The organism is Vibrio glycogenivorans (genome assembly GCF_051660965.1).
Taxonomy (GTDB): Bacteria; Pseudomonadota; Gammaproteobacteria; order Enterobacterales; family Vibrionaceae; genus Vibrio.
Genome location: NZ_JBPVIS010000007.1, coordinates 287,080 through 308,262, shown reverse-complemented (window position 1 = coordinate 308,262; position 21,183 = coordinate 287,080). Strand labels below are relative to the sequence as shown.

Here is a 21,183-nt window from a genome sequence, read left to right as displayed (position 1 = left end):
GGGCTAATTCGAGCTCACAATTAGGCTTAAAATAGTCACAAGGACAAAAACTAGGTTAGCAATCAAGGCGCACTTAACCATCTGTGGTAGTTGCGGGGCAAGTTCCTTTGGCTGCACAGCTCGCTTAACCGTCAGCAAGTGCCCACGAACGACAAGTAACGCGACCAGCCACAACAGCATCAACCACAATGGAGCGCCAAGCAGTTGGTTGGTGATCATCAAACAGGCAAAGCCAATCAGGACGACTTGATAGTGATAGCGCTTGGCACCCGCAAGCCCTAATCTGACTGCTAGGGTGCGTTTGCCACACACCGCATCATTTTCTATATCACGCATATTGTTAACGTTGAGCACCCCAACCGAGAGCAAACCGCAACCAATCGCTGGCAGTAGCGTGATTAAAGCTAGCTCGCCAGTATGGAGAAAGTATGTGCCTAGCACACCAAGCAGCCCAAAGAAGATAAACACGGCCATATCACCCAGGCCGAGATAACCATAGGGCTTCGCCCCAACCGTATAGGCAATCGCGGCAGCAATGGCCAGCCCACCTAAGGTCAAAAACAGCAAGACATTTTGTAAAGACTCTAACGACACCGCGACCAAGGCGCTGCCGCTAATGATAGTCAGAATCACGTTGATGATGATGGCTTTGCGCATTGCACTAAGGCTCACGGCACCAGACTGAATCGCACGCATCGGTCCAATGCGTTGTTCATTATCCGTGCCCTTCTCGGCATCGCCGTAGTCATTGGCAAGGTTTGACAAGATCTGTAGCAAGGTGGCAGTCAATAGCGCAAGCAGCGCCACCGACCATGAAAAGGATCCATGACTCCAGGCCAACATACTGGCAGTAATAATGGCCGTCAAAGCCAACGGCAAGGTCTTTGGCCGCGCAGCACTGAGCCATACAGAGAGAGTTTTAGGTGACGATGTTTGAGTCATGTATCTATCCATAAATTAGGAGGCGAGTATCGAGGAGCGGGGAGCGAGGAGTTCGACGCACGTGGTGAATTCATCACTCCTCGATACAAAGCATATTTCGCTCTCCGAGCCTAAAAAAAAGGCCGCTAAAAAGCGACCTTTTTTTAAAACTTTTATTAGAGCAAGAACTTACCAAGCCAGAGAAACACCTCGCTCCTCGGAACGCAGTGAAACCCGCAGTGCAACGTCCTCGCCCCTGGGCTCCCCGCCCCTGCGTTAAGTTACTTAACGCGGCCTACGTATTCACCCGTACGCGTGTCTACTTTGATCACTTCACCGATCTGGATAAATAGAGGAACACGAACAACAGCGCCAGTGGTTAGTGTTGCAGGTTTACCGCCAGTACCTTGCGTATCACCTTTTAGACCTGGGTCTGTTTCAGTAACTTCAAGCTCTACGAAGTTTGGTGGTGTTACAACGATTGGGTTACCGTTCCAAAGAGTTAGCATACAAGTGTTGTTCTCAACCAACCACTTCGCGTTCTCACCAACCGCTTTTGCGTCAGCCGCGATCTGCTCAAAGGTTTCCGCGTTCATGAAATGGAAGAACTCACCATCGTTGTATAGGTAGTCAAGATCAGTATCTAGAACGTCAGCCACTTCAACTGTCTCACCAGACTTGAAGGTTTTCTCTAGAGTTTTACCAGAAAGCAGCTTACGGATTTTAACGCGGTTGAATGCCTGACCTTTACCTGGTTTTACATACTCGTTTTCGAGAATGACACAAGGCTCATTATCAAGCATAATTTTAAGACCGCCTTTGAATTCATTCGTGCTAACAGTAGCCATTTTTTCCTCTTTACCATTCTTCGAGTTAAATTTAATGCCGCACATCATAACCCGAAAAGTCGATTCTGTTGAGCAAAACTGGCTCAAACAGCTAGCTAATGGGATCTCGGATCCTCATAAACTGCTTGAACACCTCGAAATTGATCAACAAGACTGGCAGTCAGGCTTTGCCGCACGGTCGCTGTTTGCTCAGCGCGTGCCTTTGAGTTTTGTTGAAAGAATGGAAAAAGGCAACGTCAACGACCCGCTTTTACGCCAAGTCTTGCCTGTCTTAGAGGAGTTTGAGCAACCGCTCGGCTACGTGACCGATCCGCTTGGCGAACAAGACAACCAGCAGCCTGGCCTGCTGCATAAATACCGCAATCGCGTGCTGATGATCGTTAAGGGCGGCTGCGCGGTCAACTGCCGCTACTGTTTTCGCCGCCACTTCCCCTATGAAGATAACAAAGGCAGCAAGTTAGTTTGGCAGCAGAGCCTGGACTATATCCAAGCGCACAGCGAGCTCAATGAGGTGATCCTCTCTGGCGGCGACCCACTGATGGCCAAGGATCATGAGCTGGAGTGGTTGATCGAACAGATCAGCCAGCTCCCCCATATCAAGCGTCTGCGCATTCACACGAGACTGCCTATCGTGCTGCCTGCTCGAGTGACTCAAGCGCTGTGCAAGCTGCTCGCCACCAGTCGCCTGCAGGTGGTACTCGTGACCCATATTAACCATGCCAACGAGATTGATAGTAAGGTGATCGATGCCATGGCAGCGCTCAAACACAGTGGTGTGACGCTACTTAATCAAGGCGTGCTTCTCAAAGGGATCAACGATGATGTTGCAAGCCAAATAGCCCTGAGTAATCGCCTGTTCGAAGCTGGAATCTTACCCTATTACCTGCACGTGCTCGATAAGGTGCAGGGCGCGGCGCACTTCTACGTCAGCGATGAGCGTGCACGTGAGATCATTGCCGGACTGATTGAGCAGGTATCGGGTTATTTGGTGCCAAGGCTCACGCGAGAGCAGAGTGGTAAGAAGAGTAAGACCCCACTCGATCTTCACCTTGAGTAGCTTTTTGAGCTTTGGGTTACCGTAGCCCAAAAGCCCTTATCGCTGTACACAAACACCAATCTTTGTCTTTCTAATACCTAATTTTTCGCTCATTGAGCTATCGCGAGCAGCTTTTTGAGCTTTGGGTTACCATAGCCCAAAAGCCCTTATCGCTGTACACAAACGCTAATCTTGGTGTTTCTAACACCAAATCTAGCCCTCATTAAGCTATCTCGAGCAGCTTTTTGAGCTTTGGGTTACCATAGCCCAAAAGCCCTTATCGCTGTACACAAACGCTAATCTTGGTGTTTCTAACATCAAATCTAGCCTCATTAAGCTATCTCGAGCAGCTTTTTGAGCTTTGGGTTACCATAGCCCAAAAGCCCTTATCGCTGTACACAAACGCTAACCTTGGTGTTTCTAACACCAAATGTAGCCCTCATTAAGCTATCTCGAGCAGCTTTTTGAGCTTTGGGTTACCATAGCCCAAAAGCCCTTATCGCTGTACACAAACGCTAATCTTGGTCTTTCTAACACCAAATGTAGCCCTCATTAAGCTAACTTGAGCAGCTTTTTTAGCTTTGGGTTGTCGTAGCCCAAAAGCCCATATCGCTGTACACCAAACGCAAGCGTACAGCTTAAACACCTTTTTACCACCCATGTCCCAAAAGCTCTGCAAGTGGCACACCTCACAAATACTGCCGATTTTTTAACCCTTAGAGAGCAACTTTGACCCAACACAATGAAGCAGTCTGTAGACAAAAAGCGAATATAAATAAGGCATTTAGCTCACATTAGCAGCACATCAAATTCGTTACGATAGATCTTTCCCTTATATACCCAAGTAACCTCATTGGAGATACGATTATGTTTTACGTACACATGTTGTTGTTGCTTACCGTGATATTTATCGGTATCCGACATGGTGGGATCGCGTTTGGCCTTCTCGGTGGCCTAGGCGTCTCTATTCTAGCCTTTGTTTTTGGTATTGCTCCGGGCACCCCACCAATCAGCGTTATGCTGATCATCCTTGCGGTTGTTGCCGCCTCGGCAACCCTCGAGGCCACTGGGGGTCTTAAACTCTTGGTACGCTTTGCTGAGCGTCTGCTGCGCAAGCACCCAAGCCAGATTGTCTTCCTTGGCCCTTTGTGTACCTACTCACTGACTGTGCTGGTTGGTACGGGACACTCAGTGTATCCCCTACTACCAGTGATCTACGATGTGGCGTATAAAAAAGGCATTCGCCCCGAGCGCCCGATGGCGATGGCTACCATTGCCTCGCAAATGGGTATCACAGCCAGCCCAATTGCAGCCGCAGCGGCAGTAGTAATGGCCACAGCGGCGGATAACAACCTTGATATCAGCCTAGTGAACGTATTGATGGTGACCATTCCGGCTACCTTGATTGGGGTGCTAACCGGCTGCTTGTGGAGCCTTAAACGCGGTAAAGAGCTTGAGCAAGATCCTGAGTTTCTAGAGCGCTGCAAAGATCCTGAGTTCAAGGCACAGTTGATCGATATTGAAGAAAATGAAGAGGGTAATGACGGCATTACGCCAACCGCAAAACGCGGCTTGATGATCTTCCTCGCGGGTATCGCCACGGTGATCTTTGTCGCGATGTTTGGTAAGGATCTGTCACTGCTGCCCGATGGCGTCAATATGTCGGTCGCGATCCAGTTCTTGATGCTGTCAGTCGGTGCGATCATCTTGCTAGTCACTAAGGTCGAGCCGAAGAAAATCGTCCACAGCAACGTGTTTATCGCCGGGATGACCGCCGTGATCATCATCTTCGGTATCGCCTGGATGAGTGACACCATTATCGGCTTCCACAAGCCTTATCTAATCAGCTTGGTGAGCGACTTAGTCGCGGCGTACCCATGGACCTTCGCCATCGCCATGTTCGTGGTCTCTGTCTTCCTCAAAAGCCAAGCCGCAGTACTGACCATCATGCTGCCTCTCGGCTTTGCCATGGGCATCCCTGCCCCTGTCCTTATCGGTGTGCTTCCAGCCTGTTACGCCTACTTCTTCTTCCCGTTCTACCCAAGTGACCTAGCAGCAATCTCCTTCGACCGCTCAGGCACCACCCAGATCGGCAAATACGTCCTCAACCACAGCTTCTTGTTGCCTGGGTTTATTGGGGTGGTTACGGCGACTACGGTTGGGTATCTGATTTCCATGACTATAAATTAGAGAGTCGAGAGGCGAGATCGGGCGTTGCCCTGCGAGAGGCGAGGAAAAAAGCACTCGTTATTCGCCCAAACGAAAAAAGCGCCGGAATACGGCGCTTTTGATTTTCAGAACGATAAGCTAACAATGCAATCTACAGATACACATCAAAACATCAGCGTACAGCGGTCTCTTCTCGCTTCTCGCCTCTCGCCTCTCGCCTCTTCTCCACCCGGACAGCGGCAACCTTAAACTCAGGGATCTTCGCATGCGGATCCTTAGCCGTGTTGGTCAAACGGTTAACCGGCGATTCAGCGAAGTGGAATGGGATGAAGACCACGCCTGGCTGGATGCGCTTGGTGACGAAGGCGGCGATGTCGATTGAGCCACGGCGGGTAGTTACAGTGAGCATCTCGCCGTTGCCGATGTCCATGGCTTCAGCATCGGTGACGCTGAGCATCACGCGTGGGCCGGCAAGCTTGTCTAAGCCCTTGGTTTTGCGCGTCATGGTGCCGGTGTGGAACTGCTCAAGCATACGACCTGTGGTCAAGATCAACGGGTACTCTTCATCAGGCAACTCAGCCGCGTATCTAAACGGGATGGCCTCCATCTGACCGCGCCCACGAGTAAACTGGGTGCGGTGCATGATGCGGGTGCCTTCTGGGTTGTTCTTGTTGCTTGGCCACTGCATGCCATCGGTTGGGATCGCCTCCCAGCGCAGACCTGCGTACTGTGGCGTCACTCGCGTGATCTCATTGGTGATCTCACTGACGTGCTGATAATCCCAGTCGCCGCCCATCGCCTTGGCGATATCTTGGATGATCACCCAGTCCTCACGCGCCTGCCCTGGCGGGTTTACCACAGGGTTGAGACGCTGCACGCGGCGCTCGGTATTGGTAAAGTGACCGGCTTTCTCAGCAAACGAGCAAGACGGCAGAACCACGTCTGCGTATTGCGCCGTTTCGGTGAGGAAGATGTCCTGCACTACCAAGAAATCAAGCGCCTCAATCCCCTCAATCACGTGGGTTTGGTCAGGGTCACTCAGTACAGGGTTCTCGCCCATCACATACAAACCACGCACTTCACGCTTGCACGCTGAGTCGATGATCTCCGTCAGGGTCAAGCCCGGCTCGGTTGGCAGATTCGGCGCGTCCCACTCATAGGCAAACTTTTGCTGCACTAGCGGGTTATACACCTTCTGATAACCAGGGTAGTTGTTTGGCAGCGCGCCCATATCACACGCACCTTGTACGTTTGATTGACCGCGTAGCGGGTTAATACCACCGCCCTCAACACCAATGTTGCCACACAAAAGCTGCAGGTTAGCAATCGAGCGCACGTTATCGTGGCCTGTGGTGTGCTGAGTAATGCCCATCGCGTAGTAAACTGCGGTACGCTCAGCAGTACCAATCAAGCGCGCCATTGCATAGATATCATCGGCTTTCACGCCAGTGACCAGCTCAACCTTATCCAGTGCGTAGTTTGGTGACATCACCTCTTGCAGCAGCGTATCAAAGCCATCGACACGATCCTCGATGTACTCCATATCATGCCAGCCGTTCTTGATGATCTGCTGCATGATACCGTTGATCAGCATCACGTCCGTGCCCGGTCGCTGCGACATATACAGCTCGGCGTGATCCGCCAGCTCAATACGCTTAGGATCAGCCACCACCAGACGCGCACCACCATGGCGGATCGCTTGCTTGATGTGTGAGGCAATGATCGGGTGCGCAGCCGTGGTATCGGAGCCAATCACAAAGATCACATCTGAGTGCTTGATACTCGGGATATCGTTAGTCATCGCGCCACTACCAATCGAGGCCTCAAGGCCAGTCACAGTGGACGAGTGACACAGACGCGCACAGTGGTCGATATTATTGGTGCCCAGCTCACGACGCATAAACTTCTGGAACACATAGTTGTCTTCGTTGGTGGTCTTAGCCGATGAGAAACCCGCTAAAGCGCCACTGCCAAAGTTTTGTTTGATCGACGTGAACTTGGTCGCGATCAGATTGATCGCCTCTTCCCAGCTCGCCGGCTGCAACCAGCCATCCTTGCGGATCAGCGGGGTGGTCAGACGTTCATCGCTGCCGACAAAATCAAAGCCAAAGCGGCCTTTAACACACAGCATGCCCTCGTTCACCGGCGAGTCACCACCTTTGACGTAACGGATCGCATTTGCCGCCTCATCCACGTGCATGCTGAGCTTACAGCCCACGCCACAGTAGGTACAAATGGTATCGACTACCTTAAGCTCTTCAACGCGCCCTTGCGCGCGGTCACGGCCATCCATCATCGCGCCCGTTGGACACACCTGGATACACGCACCACACTGAACACACGCCGAGTCGCCCATCAGGGTCTGATTCGGGCCAAAGTTCGGACGGCACTCTGGGCGTGACGCCGGACGACCGTCTTGGTTGGTCATAAAGCTCAGCACGCCATGCACGGACTTCTCGCGACACGCCTGCACACACTGACCACAGCTGATACAGCGGTTGGCATCAAAGACGATAAACTCTGAGCTGGTATCCACAGCAAACTTCTGACGCGCGTCACTGCTGCGCACCGCTTGCCAGTCGGCATCGGATTGGATAGTTACAGCACCTTCAAAGGATTGCTGCGCGCCATACTCGGTCGAGTAATCACGCAGCTCACAGGCGGTGTTCGCCTGACAGCCACACTCAAGGCAGCGCGCCGCCTCGGCCATGGCTTCGGCATTATCAAAACCAAGCTCAACCTCAGCAAAACTCTGCTCACGCTGCGCGCTGGTCAGCTCCGGCATGATCTTGCGTGCGACTTTCTGTAGATGCTCGAACTGCTGCGGATCGACCTGCTTAACACTCTCGCCTTTGCGCGCGTTAAATGGCGTCACCGGGATCTGCTCCATATCGCCATTAAAGAAGCGATCAATCGCTTGAGCGACCACGCGACCATCAGCCACCGCTTCAACGGCCGTGGCGGGGCCACGACGAAAATCACCGATACTGAAGATATTTCCCGTGCCTGTGTGCAGGGTATCTGGGTTAACATCCGCGGTGTTCCAGCGCGTTAGAGGGATCTGCAGCGCTTCATCATCCATAAAGCTCAAATCTGGCTTTTGCGAGACCGCCGCAATCACAGTATCAAACGCTTCAGTAAAGAACTCACCGGTGGCCTTCGGGCTGCGACGACCAGAAGCATCCGCCGGTCCCAGCTCCATCTTCTCCAGACGAATAGCGTTAACGCGGCCATCCTCGTCAGCAAGGTTCTCAGCAGGGTTGGTCAAGAAGTGGAACTTCACCCCTTCATGCTCAGCTTCTTCAATCTCGTAATCTTCCGCTGGCATCTCAGCACGGGTACGACGATAGATAAGCGTGGTCTCCGCGCCGTCGCGCACCGCGGTACGCGCACAGTCAATCGCGGTGTTACCGCCACCAATTACCGCAACTTTCTTGCCAGTGGTGTAGTTTTTCTCGGTAACGTAGTCTTTAAGGTAATCAACCCCAAGGTAGCAACCATCGAGATCACTACCGGTGTAATTCATCTCGACCGCCTTCGAGGCGCCAACCGCCAGACATACCGCATCAAACTCATCACTGAGCGATGACAGAGTAAAGTCTTCACCAAGCTTTTTATCACACTCGATGGTCATGCCATTGCGACACATTAGCTCAATTTCTTTGTCGAGAATGCTCTTTGGCAGACGGTACTCTGGGATACCGTAGCGCAGCCAACCGCCCGCTTTCGGCATCGATTCAAACACCGTGACCTCATAGCCTTCATTCGACAGATAGTAACCCGCCGTTAGACCGCCAGGACCACCACCGACCACCGCCACACGCTTGCCTTTTTCGGCTTTCTTGGCAGGAACATAGGCTTCTTGAGCATCGAGGTCCGCATCGGCAGCGTGGCGCTTAAGCTGGCGAATCGCAATCGAGTCGTCCACCACACCACGGCGACATTCGGTCTCACAGAACGCCGGACAAACGCGTCCAATCGACAACGGCATCGGCAAGGTGCGCTTAATCACCTCGATGGCTTTTTGATGATCGTTTTGAGCAATATGATACAGGTAGGATTGTATATCGACCCCCGCCGGACACGCAGTCTTACACGGCGCCTCACAATCAGCGTAGTGGTCGGTCATAATGCGATTAAGCGCCTTACGGCGATGTTCACGCAAGTAATCTGAGTGTGTCACGACACTCAAACCATCATAAACATTCAGTTCACAAGAGCGCTTAACGCCCCCGCTTTCTACTTCGACAACACACAGGTCACAAGGGACTTTCTCATTGCTCTTATTCAATCCACACAATGAAGGAATATCGACTCCACATACCCTTGCAGCTTCCAGCAGTGTAAGTCCGTCTTCTACTACTCGATATTTGCCATCGATGACAATTTGGATCATAGGTGCCTCCTAAGCACTCTAACGCTCTGTTCAACAAGCTTTTTTATTATTCGCGCGGACAAACCGTGACATGGGGGGAGGTTTATCCAATTCCACAATCTTACTACGGATTTATCAATAATGCTCAATTGTCAGACAATTAATTGAACTGGTTGGAGCTATCTATCTCACATAGACCATAAAAGACGATAACTTCCATAAAAACCACGACAGGATAGCGGCATAATCGCAGATGACAAATTTGCTGTGCCTGTTGGTTTGATAGGTAAAAACTATCTTGTGCCTTGGGGCAGAGGCGAGAATCGAGAGACGAGAGGCGAGGTGGTTTCGAGCGCGCTGAAAGGATTGGTACTCGAATAGCAGCTTACTGACTCTCTGTTCCTTAAAACACAAAAGAGCCCCAATGCCATAAGGCATTGGGGCTCTTAATATCATGTAATAATGCTTAATAGTGCGATGAAGTCGTAACGCACTCGAAACACTCGCCTCTCGAGCGCAGCGTCCTCGCTTCTCGCCTCTAGCCGCCCCTAAGGGCGTGCTACGAATCCTACTGCAGCATACGCTTTCTTCAGCGTCTCTGCCGCGCGAGCCGATGCCTTCTCAGCGCCTTCTTTCATCACTGCGTCTAGGTATGCGCGGTCTTCACGCACACGACGGTACTCAGCTTGGATAGGCTCTAGCATTTCAACTAGGGCTTGGCCGACGTCTTTTTTGAATGGACCGTACATCTCAACGCCTTGGTACTTGGCTTCGATTTCGTCGAAGCTCATGCCTGTTGCGGCTGAGTACAGACCCATTAGGTTTGAGATGCCCGCTTTGTTTTCCCAATCGTTGGCAATACGTGGTGGGGTCTCAGTGTCGGTTTGCGCCTTGTTGATCTTCTTGATGATCGACTTTGGCTCTTCCAGCAGGGTAATCACGTTCTTACGGTTATCATCCGACTTTGACATCTTCTTGGTTGCGTCTTGCAGGCTCATCACGCGCGCATTCACGGTTGGAATGTACGGCTCTGGCACCTCGAAGATTGGCGCTTCTGGGCTGTAGATGTTGTTAAAACGGGTCGCGATATCACGCGCTAGCTCAAGGTGCTGCTTCTGGTCGCTGCCCACAGGCACTTGGTGTGCGCCGTACAGCAGAATGTCTGCTGCCATCAGTACAGGGTAGTCATACAGACCGACGTTGACGTCGTTCGCGTAGCGCTGAGACTTGTCTTTGAACTGCGTCATGCGGTTTAGTTCACCCATCTGGGTGTAGCAGTTAAGAAGCCAACCTAGTTGAGCGTGCTCTGGTACATGTGACTGAACAAATAGCGTGCTCTTTTTAGGATCAACACCAACCGCAAGACAGATAGCAAGTGCGTCGAGAGTCGCTTCATGCAGGGCTTTCGGGTCTTGACGAACCGTTACCGCGTGAAGGTCGACGACACAGTATTGGCAATCGTAATCATCTTGCATCTGTTGCCATTGACGAAGAGCACCCAAGTAGTTACCGATACTTAGTTCACCTGATGGTTGAACACCACTCAATACAATGGGTTTGCTCATGGGAATAATTCCTTTGACTTCTTAATCTAATAAAATGAAAAAACCGCGTGAGTTTTACCCACACGGTTATGCCAGTGTACTTATTAACGAGTATTTTGCTAGTCGTTTTTTCGACATTACGCCGAAACTAAAACCAAGTCGACAATCTCCGCCACTGAGTCCGCCACATAGTGCGGGTTATTGTTGCTGATCGGCTCGCCATGGTTGTAGCCATACGTCAGGCCAAACGAGTAACAGCCAGCGTTCTGCGCAGCAAGAATATCGTTTTTCGAATCGCCGACCATCAGCATCTGCTCTGGCGTCACTTGGTGCTTGTCCATCAGCCAGTTAAGCGCAATTGGGTTAGGCTTTTTCTCAGCAAAGGTGTCACCGCCAATCACATCGCTAAAGTACTTATCGATGCCGTGCTTGGCTAGCACATCCGGGACAAACTTGGATGGCTTGTTGGTCACCAGCGCCAGGGTTATCCCCGCTTGATGCAAGACTTCCAGCGTCTCGGTCACCGCAGCGTATAGGTGGCTCAGCTTATGTCCCGTTTGCTGATAGAAATCATCAAACAGGGTGCGCGCTTTGGCGCGCAGCTCAGGGCTAAGCTCAGGATTGACCGTCAAGCTCTGGCTCAGTGCACGGCCAATGAGCACGTCAGCGCCATTGCCCACATAATCACGCACCTGCGCCTCGCTTACCGCGGGAAACCCCAACGCCTGCACGGCTTGGTCTGCCGCCACCGCCAAGTCTGGCACGCTGTCGAGCAGGGTGCCATCGAGATCAAAAGCAATCAGCTTGATGTTATTCATTCACAGTCCTTGAATGTTAGGCGTCTCTGGCGCAAGCCAGAGACAGGCAATTAGTTAACTTGTGCTAGCTCGCTGCGCATCTGGTCGATCACTTGCTTGTAATCAGGCTGGCTGAAGATCGCCGAGCCAGCAACAAACATATCCGCGCCCGCTTCTGCGATCTCTTTGATGTTATCCACTTTCACGCCGCCATCAATCTCAAGGCGAATATCGCGACCCGACTCATCGATCAACTTACGCACTGCGCGCAGCTTATCTAGCGTATTCGGGATAAATGACTGACCACCAAAACCTGGGTTCACTGACATCAGCAGGATCATATCAACTTTATCCATAATGTATTCAAGGTGGCTCAGTGGCGTTGCAGGATTGAGTACCACACCCGCTTTACAGCCTTGCTCTTTGATCAGCTGCAGGGTGCGATCAACGTGCTCAGAGGCCTCGATATGGAAGGTGATCATCGACGCGCCTGCTTTGGCAAAATCAGGGATGATGCGATCGACTGGCTTCACCATCAGGTGCACATCGATAGGCGCGGTAATGCCGTAGTCGCGCAACGCTTTGCACACTGGCGCACCGAAGGTCAGGTTAGGCACATAGTGGTTGTCCATCACATCGAAGTGAACAACGTCAGCGCCCGCGGCCAGTACTTTCTCAACGTCTTCGCCCAAACGAGCAAAGTCAGCAGATAGGATGGAAGGGGCAATAAGGAAATCTTTCATTTCGGACCTCGGTGAAGTGACGGCGGTTATGAGTTGCGCGCCATTCTACCTAACCCAGATCCGGTTACGCAAACGTTTAATTGACTGGTTTGGCGGGATCGTACAAGGCGAGCAGCTCATCAACCTTATTACGGCCCGCGCCATTACGGCTGATGGTGCGCTTTACTTTGACTACGTTGAGGTTTGCCCCATGGTACAAACGGCGCGTCAGCGTGGTGTCGTGGTTGGAGATCAGCACGGGAATATCGCGTTCAAAGGCGGTACGCTCAGAGATATCCGCCAGCGCGGCTTGGTCATCTAAGCTAAAACCATTGCCGGCGTAAGAGGTAAAATTCGCTGTGGTCGATAGCGGCGCATAGGGAGGATCACAATACACCACGCAGCCTTTACGCGCGCGCTTAAAGGTATCCACGTAGCCCTCACAGACAAAGGTCGCTTTCTTGGCCTTTTCAGCAAAGAACTCCAGCTCTTGCTCAGGGAAGTACGGTTTTTTGTACGAGCCAAACGGCACATTAAAGCCGCCTTTTTTGTTATAACGGCACAAGCCATTAAAACCAAAACGGTTCATGTAGAGAAACGCCAGCGAGCGATACATCACATCGTCAGTCTGGTTAAACTGCGCGCGGATATCAAGGTAAACCTCTTTGCGATTGTGCTCTGGAGTAAACCAGCGCTTAGCCTCAGAGATATACTCCTCGGCATCATCTTTGAGCAGGTTATACAGATTGATGAGGTCGGGGTTGATATCCGCCAGCAGGTACTGATCGTAATCAGTATTGAGAAACACAGAGCCTGCGCCAACAAACGGCTCCACCAGCTTGCGCGCCTCTGGCAAGTGACGTTGAATGTCTTCAACCAAACCGTATTTTCCACCAGCCCATTTCAAAAAGGCACGCTGCTTTTTCATCTACTGCTCTGCTGTTTTCTTGACTCGAAAAATTAGGCTGCGGAATGTATCACATTTACCCGTGCAAGTAACTTAGTTTGCGGCCTCGATTTCACGATGCACCTGAGTCATCGCTTTGGCCCACGGGCCCAGCTCTTTGATATCGCCTGGTAGCGTTGCAATCGCCTCGCGCGCGGCTTGAATCGAAGGGTAATTCTCGTAGGTGACGATATACCAAGTGACCTGGCTGCGCTCGGTTGGGTAAACACGCACTTCGCCATCGACCTGATGCTCATCGAGAAACGCCTGCACGTCTTCAAGGCTAGTCAATGCGGCAATCTGCACCGTGTAACTGCGCGGCGAGAAAGCCAATAACTCTTCACGGGCAAAAGAGAAGTTAATCTGAGTGGGTGGCGTTGGCGGCGCTGTCTCGGTGAGTTCGCGCATCTCGACGGTTGGCGGCGGCGCGATATCTTGGATCACCAATTGCTCAAGTTGTTGCATCTGCGGTATTGACTCAGCAGTCGCACTCTCATCGAGCAACGCATCCACCACGTCAGCGGTGATCACCACACGGCGATCGCTATCATCCACCCCCACGGTCGCGGTTTGGCTGGTGATCTCCGGCGGCAGCGCCGAGCTGTCATCCGTGGCCTGGGCGTAGAGCGGATCTTCGGTTGGCTCGCTGGTTGGGGCAGTACTCGTTCTTGGTAGGGTTGGGATCACCGTCTGCTCAAGCATAGACTCGATCCGCTGGCGGTTCTCATCCGGCGTTGCTTGCTGGTTGAGCCACCAGTAGCCCCCACCAATCAAGAGTAAGACGAACAGTACGATCAGTGCTAGCCACATCGGTGAGCCGACGATAGAACGCACGATCACCCTTCTCTCTTTTTTCTGCTCTGCGAGTGCCATAATCTCTCCTGGATATCGTGTCACTGTTGCAAATGACCGTCGAACCTGCTTTTCCATATCCGGCTCAACGTAGCGCATAACCAAAAATTCAAAAAAACGCTCCGCCTCGTGCTCATCAAGCGGCTCAATATCCATCTCTACAGGTTTGAGCTCTTGCCCAAAACTCAGCCTTCTGAGCAGTGGGTTGACGCTGCCCTCGGTGACCATCAAGACGATATTGACTGACCACGCGTAGCGCTGATTGGCCGCGACATTGAGCAGCCATAACTCGCTAAGCAGTTGGTCTGACAGCAGATGTGCATCATCCACCACTAAGAGTAGCTGACACGGCTCCCCATCGAGTATACGCTCAAGGTTTTCAGTCAGGCTTTGATTAGTATACAAGTCCTGACCTGGAAACCACTGCTCAACTAAGGTGGTGCGGTGCTGCTGCTCGGTTTGATTGGGATGGCATAGCAGCAGCGATTGATTTTGCTCATCGGCATACTGCTCCAAAAAGCGCTGACTTAACCACGACTTACCAGAGCCGGCATGCCCGCCAACCACCACCAAGTTTGAACCGAAGCGGGTTAATAGTGACAGGCGTTCGAGCAGTTCTTGCTGCGAGTCCAACTCCAATACTCGGGCATTGCTCATCGCCGTGTCACCTCACGATCACTATAACGGGTATTACTACACCTGACGACAGAAATCTATCGCCTCGCGCAGCACGTCTTCAGGGGTGCCTTTGACCACTTGCGCGCTACCCACCGAGGTTGGCAGCACCAGACGCAACTGCCCTGCAAGGACCTTTTTATCGCGCATCATATGGGTCATAAAATCCGCAAAAGTCATTGAATCTGGCGTTTGCACCGGAAGCTGAGCACGCTTGAGTAGCGCCAGCATACGATCAAAGTCTGCCGGCTCAATCATGCCTTGCATCAGCGCCGTTTTTGCCGCCATCACAGTGCCAGCAGAGACTGCTTCACCGTGCAGCCACTCACCGTAACCGAGCTCGGCCTCAATCGCGTGACCAAAGGTATGACCAAGATTGAGCAGCGCGCGAATGCCCGACTCTTTCTCATCTTGCGCCACGACCTCGGCTTTGATCTGACAGCAGCGAGCTATCGCATAAGTCAGTGCTTGCTCATCTAAGGCATACAGCGCATCAAGGTTGTCTTCCAGCCAAGTGAAAAACTCACCATCGTAGATGATGCCGTATTTGATCACCTCAGCCATACCGGCGGCAAACTCACGCGCTGGCAGGGTTTTGAGACAATTGGTATCGATGATCACCGCTTGCGGTTGATAAAAGGCGCCGATCATGTTCTTACCCAGCGGATGGTTCACGGCGGTTTTACCGCCCACCGAAGAGTCCACTTGCGAGAGCAAGGTGGTTGGGATCTGGACAAAGTCCACCCCACGCTGGTAACACGCTGAGGCAAAGCCAACCAAATCACCGATCACACCGCCACCGAGCGCGACAACCACCACATCGCGGGCATAGTTGCCCTCGATAAAGAAGTCCATCACCTGGTTAAAGGTCTCGAGATTTTTGTATTGCTCGCCATCGGGCAGGGTCAGCAATGCGGCATCGCAGCCTTGCTGTTTAAGATTGGCCAAAATGGTCTCTGCATAGAGAGGCGCAACCGTGACGTTGCTGATCACCACCACTTTCTGCGCTGATGGTTTTTGACCTGAAAGGAAAGAGAAGTGAGCCGGATCATCAAATAATCCGGCACCAATAGAGATTGGGTAGCTTCGTTCGCCCAACTCGACCGTAATCCGTTCCATGGTTTATCTCCGCTAAAAATAAAACGTATTAACGTTCTTCTAGCATTTTTACGATCTGGTTGGCTACCACTTTTGCACTTTGATCATCAGTACGCACGGTGTAATCGGCGACTTCTTCATAAAGTGGGTTGCGCTCGTCCGCTAGCGATACAAGTACTTCACGCGGGTCATCCGTTTGAAGCAGTGGACGCTTCTTGTCGCGGTTAGTACGGGCTAGCTGCTTTTCGATCGTCGTTTCTAGGTAAACAACCAGACCGCGAGCAGAAAGACGATTACGGTTCTCTTTGCTAAGTACAGAGCCGCCACCAGTCGCAAGTACGATGCCTTGCTCTTGAGTCAGATCGTTGATCACTGTTTCTTCGCGCTTGCGGAAACCGTCTTCGCCTTCAACATCAAAAACCCATGCGATGTCCGCACCGGTGCGTTCTTCGATAACCGTGTCGGAGTCAATAAACTCCATGTGTAATTGTTGAGCTAGGTGGCGGCCAATTGTGCTTTTGCCCGCGCCCATAGGACCAACAAGAAAAATGTTTCGTTTTTCAGCCATGTTAGCAGTAACTTACAACTTTTAAATCAATGACATCGCTACAAGAACCCCAAAAATTGCTGGGTCGCAAAACGCCCTCTTGTAGCACCAATTCCTCACAGACAGACGTGATAAGACCCGAAATTATCTAGATAAGGTGCCAGTAATGCAAATTTATTTTTGATGTGATGATAAATAATCACCGGCGGAGTCTAGTTGCATGACGATTATTTGGCTTGCGGCACCACTTTCGGCGTGACAAAGATCAGCAATTCACTTTTGCCCAATTGCTGATAGGTGCGCCGAAACAGAGCCCCGAACAAGGGGATATCGCCGAGCAGCGGCACTTTCTCTGTCGCATCAGAGACACTGTGTTGATAGATGCCACCCAGCACCACGGTTTCGCCATCTTCGACCAAAACCTGAGTCCCGATGCGCTGGGTGTTGATCGCCACCGCCTCGCCGGTGCCGGTTTTGACCACCTCACCGGGACGGTCTTGGGTGACGCTTAAATCCAGCACCAGACGATTATCCGGCGTGATCTGCGGCGTCACCTCAAGGCTGAGTACCGCTTTTTTAAACGACACGCTGGTCGCGCCGCTGGATGCGGCCTCTACCTCTAAATAGGGGATTTCTGTCCCTTGCTCAATATACGCTGGCGTCTTGTTGGTGGTGAGCAATCTCGGGCTGGAGATGATCTCTGCCTTCGACTCGCGCTGCAAAGCAGAAAGCTCTAAATCAAGCAAGGTGTCTGAGCCAAGCTTGGCGACCTGAAAAGCAATCGATGAGGCGCTTGCCGCACTCACCGCCAGGTTGACGTTCAATAGCTCATCCAAGGCGCGGTCAACATCCAAAATACTGTCCTGATTGCCCTCAATTGTCGCCCCGACTTTATAGTTATCACCCACTGAGCGCAGCCCCCATCTTACACCAAGCTCATCAAGGTTCCCCTCACTGATGGACACAATGCGCGCCTCAATTTGCACCTGCTTAACCGGTATATCCAGCGCGGTGACGATAGCTTCTATCTCATCCAGATTTACCGCCACATCACGCACTAGTAGCGAGTTGGTGCGCTGATCGACTGTCACGGAGCCGCGCGGTGACAGCAGCCCCTGCTCACCTTGCGCAGAGATCACCTGCGCCACATCCGCAGCGCTGGCAAAGTTGATCGCAAACACCCGCGAGACCAACGCACCCATCGCCCTCGCCTGACGCGTCTCGGCCAGCTCAGCGACAGGCGCCACCAGCATCACATTGCCCTCCAGGCGCTTATCGAGCCCTTTGGCCTGCAAGACAATATCCAACACCTGCTGCCAAGGCACGCCTTCGAGTCGCAGGGTTAAATGCCCCTCAACCGCATCCGATACCACTAGGTTGAAATTGTTGTAGTCAGCGATCATCTGCAGTAAATCACGCACCGCAATGTGCTGAAAGTTGAGTGAGATTTCCTGATTCCCTAGACGCTGTATCGCATTGACTGGCGCGCGCCATAAGACCACCTCAAGTCCGGACTCCGCCAATTGGTGCTCAAACTCAAACGGCTCGCTGACCTTAATCACCAGCTGCGTCTGACGTTCAAGGCGCATCACCTCGATACTCTCAACCAAGGTCGCAAAGTCCGTCACATCAAACAGATTAAGCATCGAATCCGCCACACTGGTGTCAAACAAGGTAATCGTGAGTTCTCGCTCACTCGGTGAAACATCGAGCGCCACATTAGGGCTTGCTAGTGCCACCTTTACCAGGGCCTGGCGCTGAGCCGTCAGTTGAAAGTCGACGCCCAACAATTGATTAGCCGAGACTGGATTGCTCTGGGGGTTAGCATTCGCCACACGCCCCCAAGCAATGCAACTGACTACCGCCAATAGCACGACCAACAAAAACCGAGAAAACCTATTCCTACTCATCTTTGGTCCAGGGTCAAAGTTAACGTACGTGTCTGAATGCAGCCATTCTGATCTCGGCCCACCTGCGCAATCTCGACTCGATTAGACATAACCCTTGCTACCTTGCTGCCCTGTGCGTCCAGCCGATCGCCCTCTGTGACTTGTAAGCTCTGTCCATCCGAGGTTTGTAGCAATGCAATCCGGCGCTGGGGGGTTCCAAGCACGCCACGCAGTATGAGACCAGTGGACTGGCCCAGTCCGTTAACTTGCTTGCTATCACTTGGTGAACAGGTTTGGGTGACACTCTCAGTGGGTGACTGCTTTGGCGTCATCTGACTTGGCAGCGCGAACGGCTGGCGCAAATTCGAGGCTAGATAACCTACTCCAAAATAACCTAGTCGACTTGGTTTTACTGTCGGCTCCTGCTGCCTTAACTGGCTCGTCATAGGCTCAGTTTGAGATTGAACGTTGAAGCTAGCAGTGAATACAGGCAGCAGCCCCAACCACGGTAACAACGAGCTCACTGGCACCAACAAGCGCCCGAGATTAATTTGCATCATCGGCCTCCTGCTGTCCTTGGTAGCTAGGTCCTCGGTAAATAGGCCCTTGGTAATTAGGCGCCTGATAGGTAAAGGCTTGCAGCTGCAGCTCCACCAAGTCGCTGTCAGGAGCTAGGCGCTGCCAACTGACCTGCTCAACGCTGATCACATAGGGCAGGTGTGCCAACGCCTCACTGAATTGACCAATGGCATGATACGCCCCAGATAAGCGAATATTTACCGGCACTCGCGTCATCCCCTCACTGGTTTGCCTATCTCCCCACTCCAAGTGAGTGAAGCTCAAGGCAAGGCGCTGACCGTGGGAATGGATATCGGCCACAATAGTCGCCAGCTCAACCGGTTGGCTGAGCAAGTCAAACAACTGGCGATAACGCTGCTGCGCTTGCTGATTCACGGCTTGCTGCTGCGCTAGCGCTGACAAGCGAGCGCCTTTAACCCTGACCGTATGCTCTAGTGACTGCTGACGCAGCTTAAGCGCCGACCACTGCTGATAGTGCGCGTGTTGAACCCAAATCGAGCCAATCACCTGAATCAGTAGCATCACCCCTACCACCACACCAAGCTGGGCGCGAAACGACCAATCGAGGATATCTTCTAGCTCCCACTCTTGCAGATCAGACATCTGGCTGACTCTCTGGATAAGATGAGTGAAACGGGGCTAACTGAATCGATAATTGAAAGCGCTGCCCCTCAAGGCCATAGCGCCTTTGATGAACGATAGTGTGCACCTTGACCGAGGTGCATGCCTCACTGCGCTCGATATTCTCGAGCATCGAAGTGATCGCCGTGGTGCTGTCACTAAAGCCACTGAGGGTAATTTGATTACCCTTAAGGCGCACCGTATCCAAATACACGGCATCAGGCACCAATTGAGGTAATAGATTCATCCACTGAATGACGATAACTCGCCGCACTACCTTGCGCTCAAGCTGATTAGACTCGCTCATCAGCTCAGCGTGCTGCTGTTTGAGCTCAGCTAACTGGTTGAGCTGCCCATCCATCGCAATGCTGCGCTGCTCGAGACTGCTCACCCGAGCCTGCTGCGCATCCACGAGCGAGATAAGATAGCCACTGATCGCCCACTGCAGTGCAATCGCCGCCAGCACGCCAAACACCAGCACTATCCAAAAGCGCTGTTGATGGGCTCGGCGGCGCTGTTCTCGCCAGGGTAATAGATTAATCGTACTCATCAGCATGCGCCTCCAGCCATTGCCAAGCGCCCAGCGCTGCTCCCAAAGCGGTCGCGTAATGACTTGCGGGCGGCTGACAGCGCGTCTTGACAAGGCCGCCAAGATCCAAGCTCTCAACAGGTAGTTTGATACGCACTTGAATCGCTTGAATCAACTCAGCGGCATTGCCCCCCGTCAACCAAAGCCCCTCAATCTGCTCCGGCGCACTGGAGGCAATCCGTACCATCAGAGACTCCAGCTTATCCAGGAACTCGGCAAAGTGCGTATCAACGTGGTTAGAGCTATGTGCAGAGGTTGGTGGCTGGGGATTTTGTGGCAGAACAGTTTGTTGCTGAGCTGTTTGTTGCTGAGCAATAGAGAAGTGCACCACCTGTACTATCTGTTGTCCCTGCTCTGGTGCGGCGCAAACAATCGCTTGGCTAACGCCGATGTCCACCAGTAACCAGTGCTTGTTTCTGTGCATGGCGGCGGCAAGATGCCAGATTTGTAACAAGGCATGCGCTTGGGTATCCACCACCAGCGGGCGAAGCCCTGCCGCCTTTACGATCTCGGTGCGGTTGTCGACTAGATGTCGCTTGGTGGCATAAACCTGATAAGACTCTTTGACCTCAAGCCCGCTTGGCTGAGCGACATAGTCGAGGTAAAGCTCACTAATATGACACGGCGATTGGGCCGCAAACTGGTCAGCTATCAAGGCCTCACGCCCAGCGCTGTCGGTGGCGATATCCAAGCTGACCGGCTTACAAATCACCGCATGGCTAGGCAATGGGATCGCCGCATAACGCCGAAAACCTGGTAGTTTTTTGTTCAGTTGTTTGAGTTTATTGACACTGTCTTGATACTTCAGCTCGTGGTTAGCGCAAAATAACGCCTCCTCCACGGTCAACTCATGGCACGCTAGAATGGTGCAGTGTTGTTTTGCGGGCTTTACAACCACTGCCTTGATACTATAGCGACCAAAATCGATGCCCGTGAGCTGTGGAATACCCATAGTAGAAAGCTCCCTCGATAAAA

General features: G+C 52.3%; 17 protein-coding genes. 2 read left to right on the top strand and 15 right to left on the bottom strand.

The features are described 5' to 3' along the window. Positions 1-3 precede the first annotated feature (3 nt). Positions 4-942 carry a 1,4-dihydroxy-2-naphthoate polyprenyltransferase gene (locus ACSTTG_RS15820; RefSeq protein WP_438475514.1) on the bottom strand — a complete coding sequence of 313 codons (939 nt, stop codon included), beginning with the start codon at positions 940-942 and terminating at the stop codon, positions 4-6. A gap of 260 nt (positions 943-1,202) precedes the next feature. Next, the gene (gene efp, locus ACSTTG_RS15815; RefSeq protein WP_438459890.1) at positions 1,203-1,769 is read right to left on the bottom strand and encodes an elongation factor P; all 567 of its coding nucleotides are present in this window, start codon (positions 1,767-1,769) and stop codon (positions 1,203-1,205) included. Positions 1,770-1,803: 34 nt separating this feature from the next. Between efp and epmB the strand changes: the two genes are divergently transcribed. Together epmB and ACSTTG_RS15805 are read left to right on the top strand one after the other, a co-directional pair. Next, positions 1,804-2,826, top strand: a complete 1,023-nt coding sequence (gene epmB, locus ACSTTG_RS15810) for an EF-P beta-lysylation protein EpmB (protein ID WP_438475513.1) — start codon at positions 1,804-1,806, stop codon at positions 2,824-2,826. A gap of 846 nt (positions 2,827-3,672) precedes the next feature. Continuing rightward, positions 3,673-4,995, top strand: a complete 1,323-nt coding sequence (locus tag ACSTTG_RS15805) for an anaerobic C4-dicarboxylate transporter (protein ID WP_438475512.1) — start codon at positions 3,673-3,675, stop codon at positions 4,993-4,995. 151 nt (positions 4,996-5,146) lie between these two features. Here ACSTTG_RS15805 and fdhF read toward each other — a convergent pair whose 3' ends face one another. From fdhF to pilM, 13 genes are all read right to left on the bottom strand, one after another. Next, positions 5,147-9,370, bottom strand: coding sequence for a formate dehydrogenase subunit alpha (fdhF, locus tag ACSTTG_RS15800; RefSeq protein ID WP_438475511.1), 4,224 nt, complete (start codon positions 9,368-9,370; stop codon positions 5,147-5,149). 527 nt (positions 9,371-9,897) lie between these two features. Further along, positions 9,898-10,914, bottom strand: coding sequence for a tryptophan--tRNA ligase (gene trpS / locus ACSTTG_RS15795; RefSeq protein ID WP_438475510.1), 1,017 nt, complete (start codon positions 10,912-10,914; stop codon positions 9,898-9,900). Between the two features lie 116 nt (positions 10,915-11,030). Next, complete coding sequence (locus tag ACSTTG_RS15790; protein ID WP_438475509.1) at positions 11,031-11,711, bottom strand: phosphoglycolate phosphatase; 681 nt, start codon at positions 11,709-11,711, stop codon at positions 11,031-11,033. A gap of 50 nt (positions 11,712-11,761) precedes the next feature. Next, positions 11,762-12,433: a ribulose-phosphate 3-epimerase gene (gene rpe / locus ACSTTG_RS15785; RefSeq protein WP_438475508.1), complete on the bottom strand. Its 672-nt coding sequence runs from the start codon at positions 12,431-12,433 to the stop codon at positions 11,762-11,764. 76 nt (positions 12,434-12,509) lie between these two features. Continuing rightward, positions 12,510-13,340: a Dam family site-specific DNA-(adenine-N6)-methyltransferase gene (locus ACSTTG_RS15780; protein WP_438475507.1), complete on the bottom strand. Its 831-nt coding sequence runs from the start codon at positions 13,338-13,340 to the stop codon at positions 12,510-12,512. A 72-nt stretch (positions 13,341-13,412) separates the two neighbouring features. Continuing rightward, positions 13,413-14,867 carry an AAA family ATPase gene (locus tag ACSTTG_RS15775; protein WP_438475506.1) on the bottom strand — a complete coding sequence of 485 codons (1,455 nt, stop codon included), beginning with the start codon at positions 14,865-14,867 and terminating at the stop codon, positions 13,413-13,415. A gap of 36 nt (positions 14,868-14,903) precedes the next feature. Beyond that, the gene (gene aroB / locus ACSTTG_RS15770; protein ID WP_438475505.1) at positions 14,904-16,004 is read right to left on the bottom strand and encodes a 3-dehydroquinate synthase; all 1,101 of its coding nucleotides are present in this window, start codon (positions 16,002-16,004) and stop codon (positions 14,904-14,906) included. A 28-nt stretch (positions 16,005-16,032) separates the two neighbouring features. Next, the gene (aroK, locus tag ACSTTG_RS15765; RefSeq protein WP_438459880.1) at positions 16,033-16,551 is read right to left on the bottom strand and encodes a shikimate kinase AroK; all 519 of its coding nucleotides are present in this window, start codon (positions 16,549-16,551) and stop codon (positions 16,033-16,035) included. A gap of 206 nt (positions 16,552-16,757) precedes the next feature. Beyond that, on the bottom strand, positions 16,758-18,440 hold the full coding sequence (locus tag ACSTTG_RS15760) for a type IV pilus secretin PilQ (RefSeq protein WP_438475504.1): 1,683 nt from the start codon (positions 18,438-18,440) through the stop codon (positions 16,758-16,760). Next, positions 18,437-18,979: a pilus assembly protein PilP gene (locus ACSTTG_RS15755; RefSeq protein WP_438475503.1), complete on the bottom strand. Its 543-nt coding sequence runs from the start codon at positions 18,977-18,979 to the stop codon at positions 18,437-18,439. The genes ACSTTG_RS15760 and ACSTTG_RS15755 overlap by 4 nt, the downstream gene beginning before the upstream one ends. Next, positions 18,966-19,601: a type IV pilus inner membrane component PilO gene (locus ACSTTG_RS15750; protein ID WP_438475502.1), complete on the bottom strand. Its 636-nt coding sequence runs from the start codon at positions 19,599-19,601 to the stop codon at positions 18,966-18,968. The genes ACSTTG_RS15755 and ACSTTG_RS15750 overlap by 14 nt, the downstream gene beginning before the upstream one ends. Then, on the bottom strand, positions 19,594-20,169 hold the full coding sequence (locus ACSTTG_RS15745) for a PilN domain-containing protein (protein ID WP_438475501.1): 576 nt from the start codon (positions 20,167-20,169) through the stop codon (positions 19,594-19,596). Before ACSTTG_RS15745 ends, ACSTTG_RS15750 begins: the two co-directional genes overlap by 8 nt. After that, positions 20,156-21,160 carry a pilus assembly protein PilM gene (gene pilM / locus ACSTTG_RS15740; protein WP_438475500.1) on the bottom strand — a complete coding sequence of 335 codons (1,005 nt, stop codon included), beginning with the start codon at positions 21,158-21,160 and terminating at the stop codon, positions 20,156-20,158. Before pilM ends, ACSTTG_RS15745 begins: the two co-directional genes overlap by 14 nt. Between the last annotated feature and the right edge of the window lie 23 nt (positions 21,161-21,183).

Bases quoted from the DNA above. Each gene is read 5' to 3' on its own strand.
- ACSTTG_RS15820 (WP_438475514.1), bottom strand. From the start codon at position 942: ATGACTCAAACATCGTCACCTAAAACTCTCTCTGTATGGCTCAGTGCT.
- efp (WP_438459890.1), bottom strand. From the start codon at position 1,769: ATGGCTACTGTTAGCACGAATGAATTCAAAGGCGGTCTTAAAATTATG.
- epmB (WP_438475513.1), top strand. From the start codon at position 1,804: ATGCCGCACATCATAACCCGAAAAGTCGATTCTGTTGAGCAAAACTGG.
- ACSTTG_RS15805 (WP_438475512.1), top strand. From the start codon at position 3,673: ATGTTTTACGTACACATGTTGTTGTTGCTTACCGTGATATTTATCGGT.
- fdhF (WP_438475511.1), bottom strand. From the start codon at position 9,370: ATGATCCAAATTGTCATCGATGGCAAATATCGAGTAGTAGAAGACGGA.
- trpS (WP_438475510.1), bottom strand. From the start codon at position 10,914: ATGAGCAAACCCATTGTATTGAGTGGTGTTCAACCATCAGGTGAACTA.
- ACSTTG_RS15790 (WP_438475509.1), bottom strand. From the start codon at position 11,711: ATGAATAACATCAAGCTGATTGCTTTTGATCTCGATGGCACCCTGCTC.
- rpe (WP_438475508.1), bottom strand. From the start codon at position 12,433: ATGAAAGATTTCCTTATTGCCCCTTCCATCCTATCTGCTGACTTTGCT.
- ACSTTG_RS15780 (WP_438475507.1), bottom strand. From the start codon at position 13,340: ATGAAAAAGCAGCGTGCCTTTTTGAAATGGGCTGGTGGAAAATACGGT.
- ACSTTG_RS15775 (WP_438475506.1), bottom strand. From the start codon at position 14,867: ATGAGCAATGCCCGAGTATTGGAGTTGGACTCGCAGCAAGAACTGCTC.
- aroB (WP_438475505.1), bottom strand. From the start codon at position 16,004: ATGGAACGGATTACGGTCGAGTTGGGCGAACGAAGCTACCCAATCTCT.
- aroK (WP_438459880.1), bottom strand. From the start codon at position 16,551: ATGGCTGAAAAACGAAACATTTTTCTTGTTGGTCCTATGGGCGCGGGC.
- ACSTTG_RS15760 (WP_438475504.1), bottom strand. From the start codon at position 18,440: ATGAGTAGGAATAGGTTTTCTCGGTTTTTGTTGGTCGTGCTATTGGCG.
- ACSTTG_RS15755 (WP_438475503.1), bottom strand. From the start codon at position 18,979: ATGATGCAAATTAATCTCGGGCGCTTGTTGGTGCCAGTGAGCTCGTTG.
- ACSTTG_RS15750 (WP_438475502.1), bottom strand. From the start codon at position 19,601: ATGTCTGATCTGCAAGAGTGGGAGCTAGAAGATATCCTCGATTGGTCG.
- ACSTTG_RS15745 (WP_438475501.1), bottom strand. From the start codon at position 20,169: ATGAGTACGATTAATCTATTACCCTGGCGAGAACAGCGCCGCCGAGCC.
- pilM (WP_438475500.1), bottom strand. From the start codon at position 21,160: ATGGGTATTCCACAGCTCACGGGCATCGATTTTGGTCGCTATAGTATC.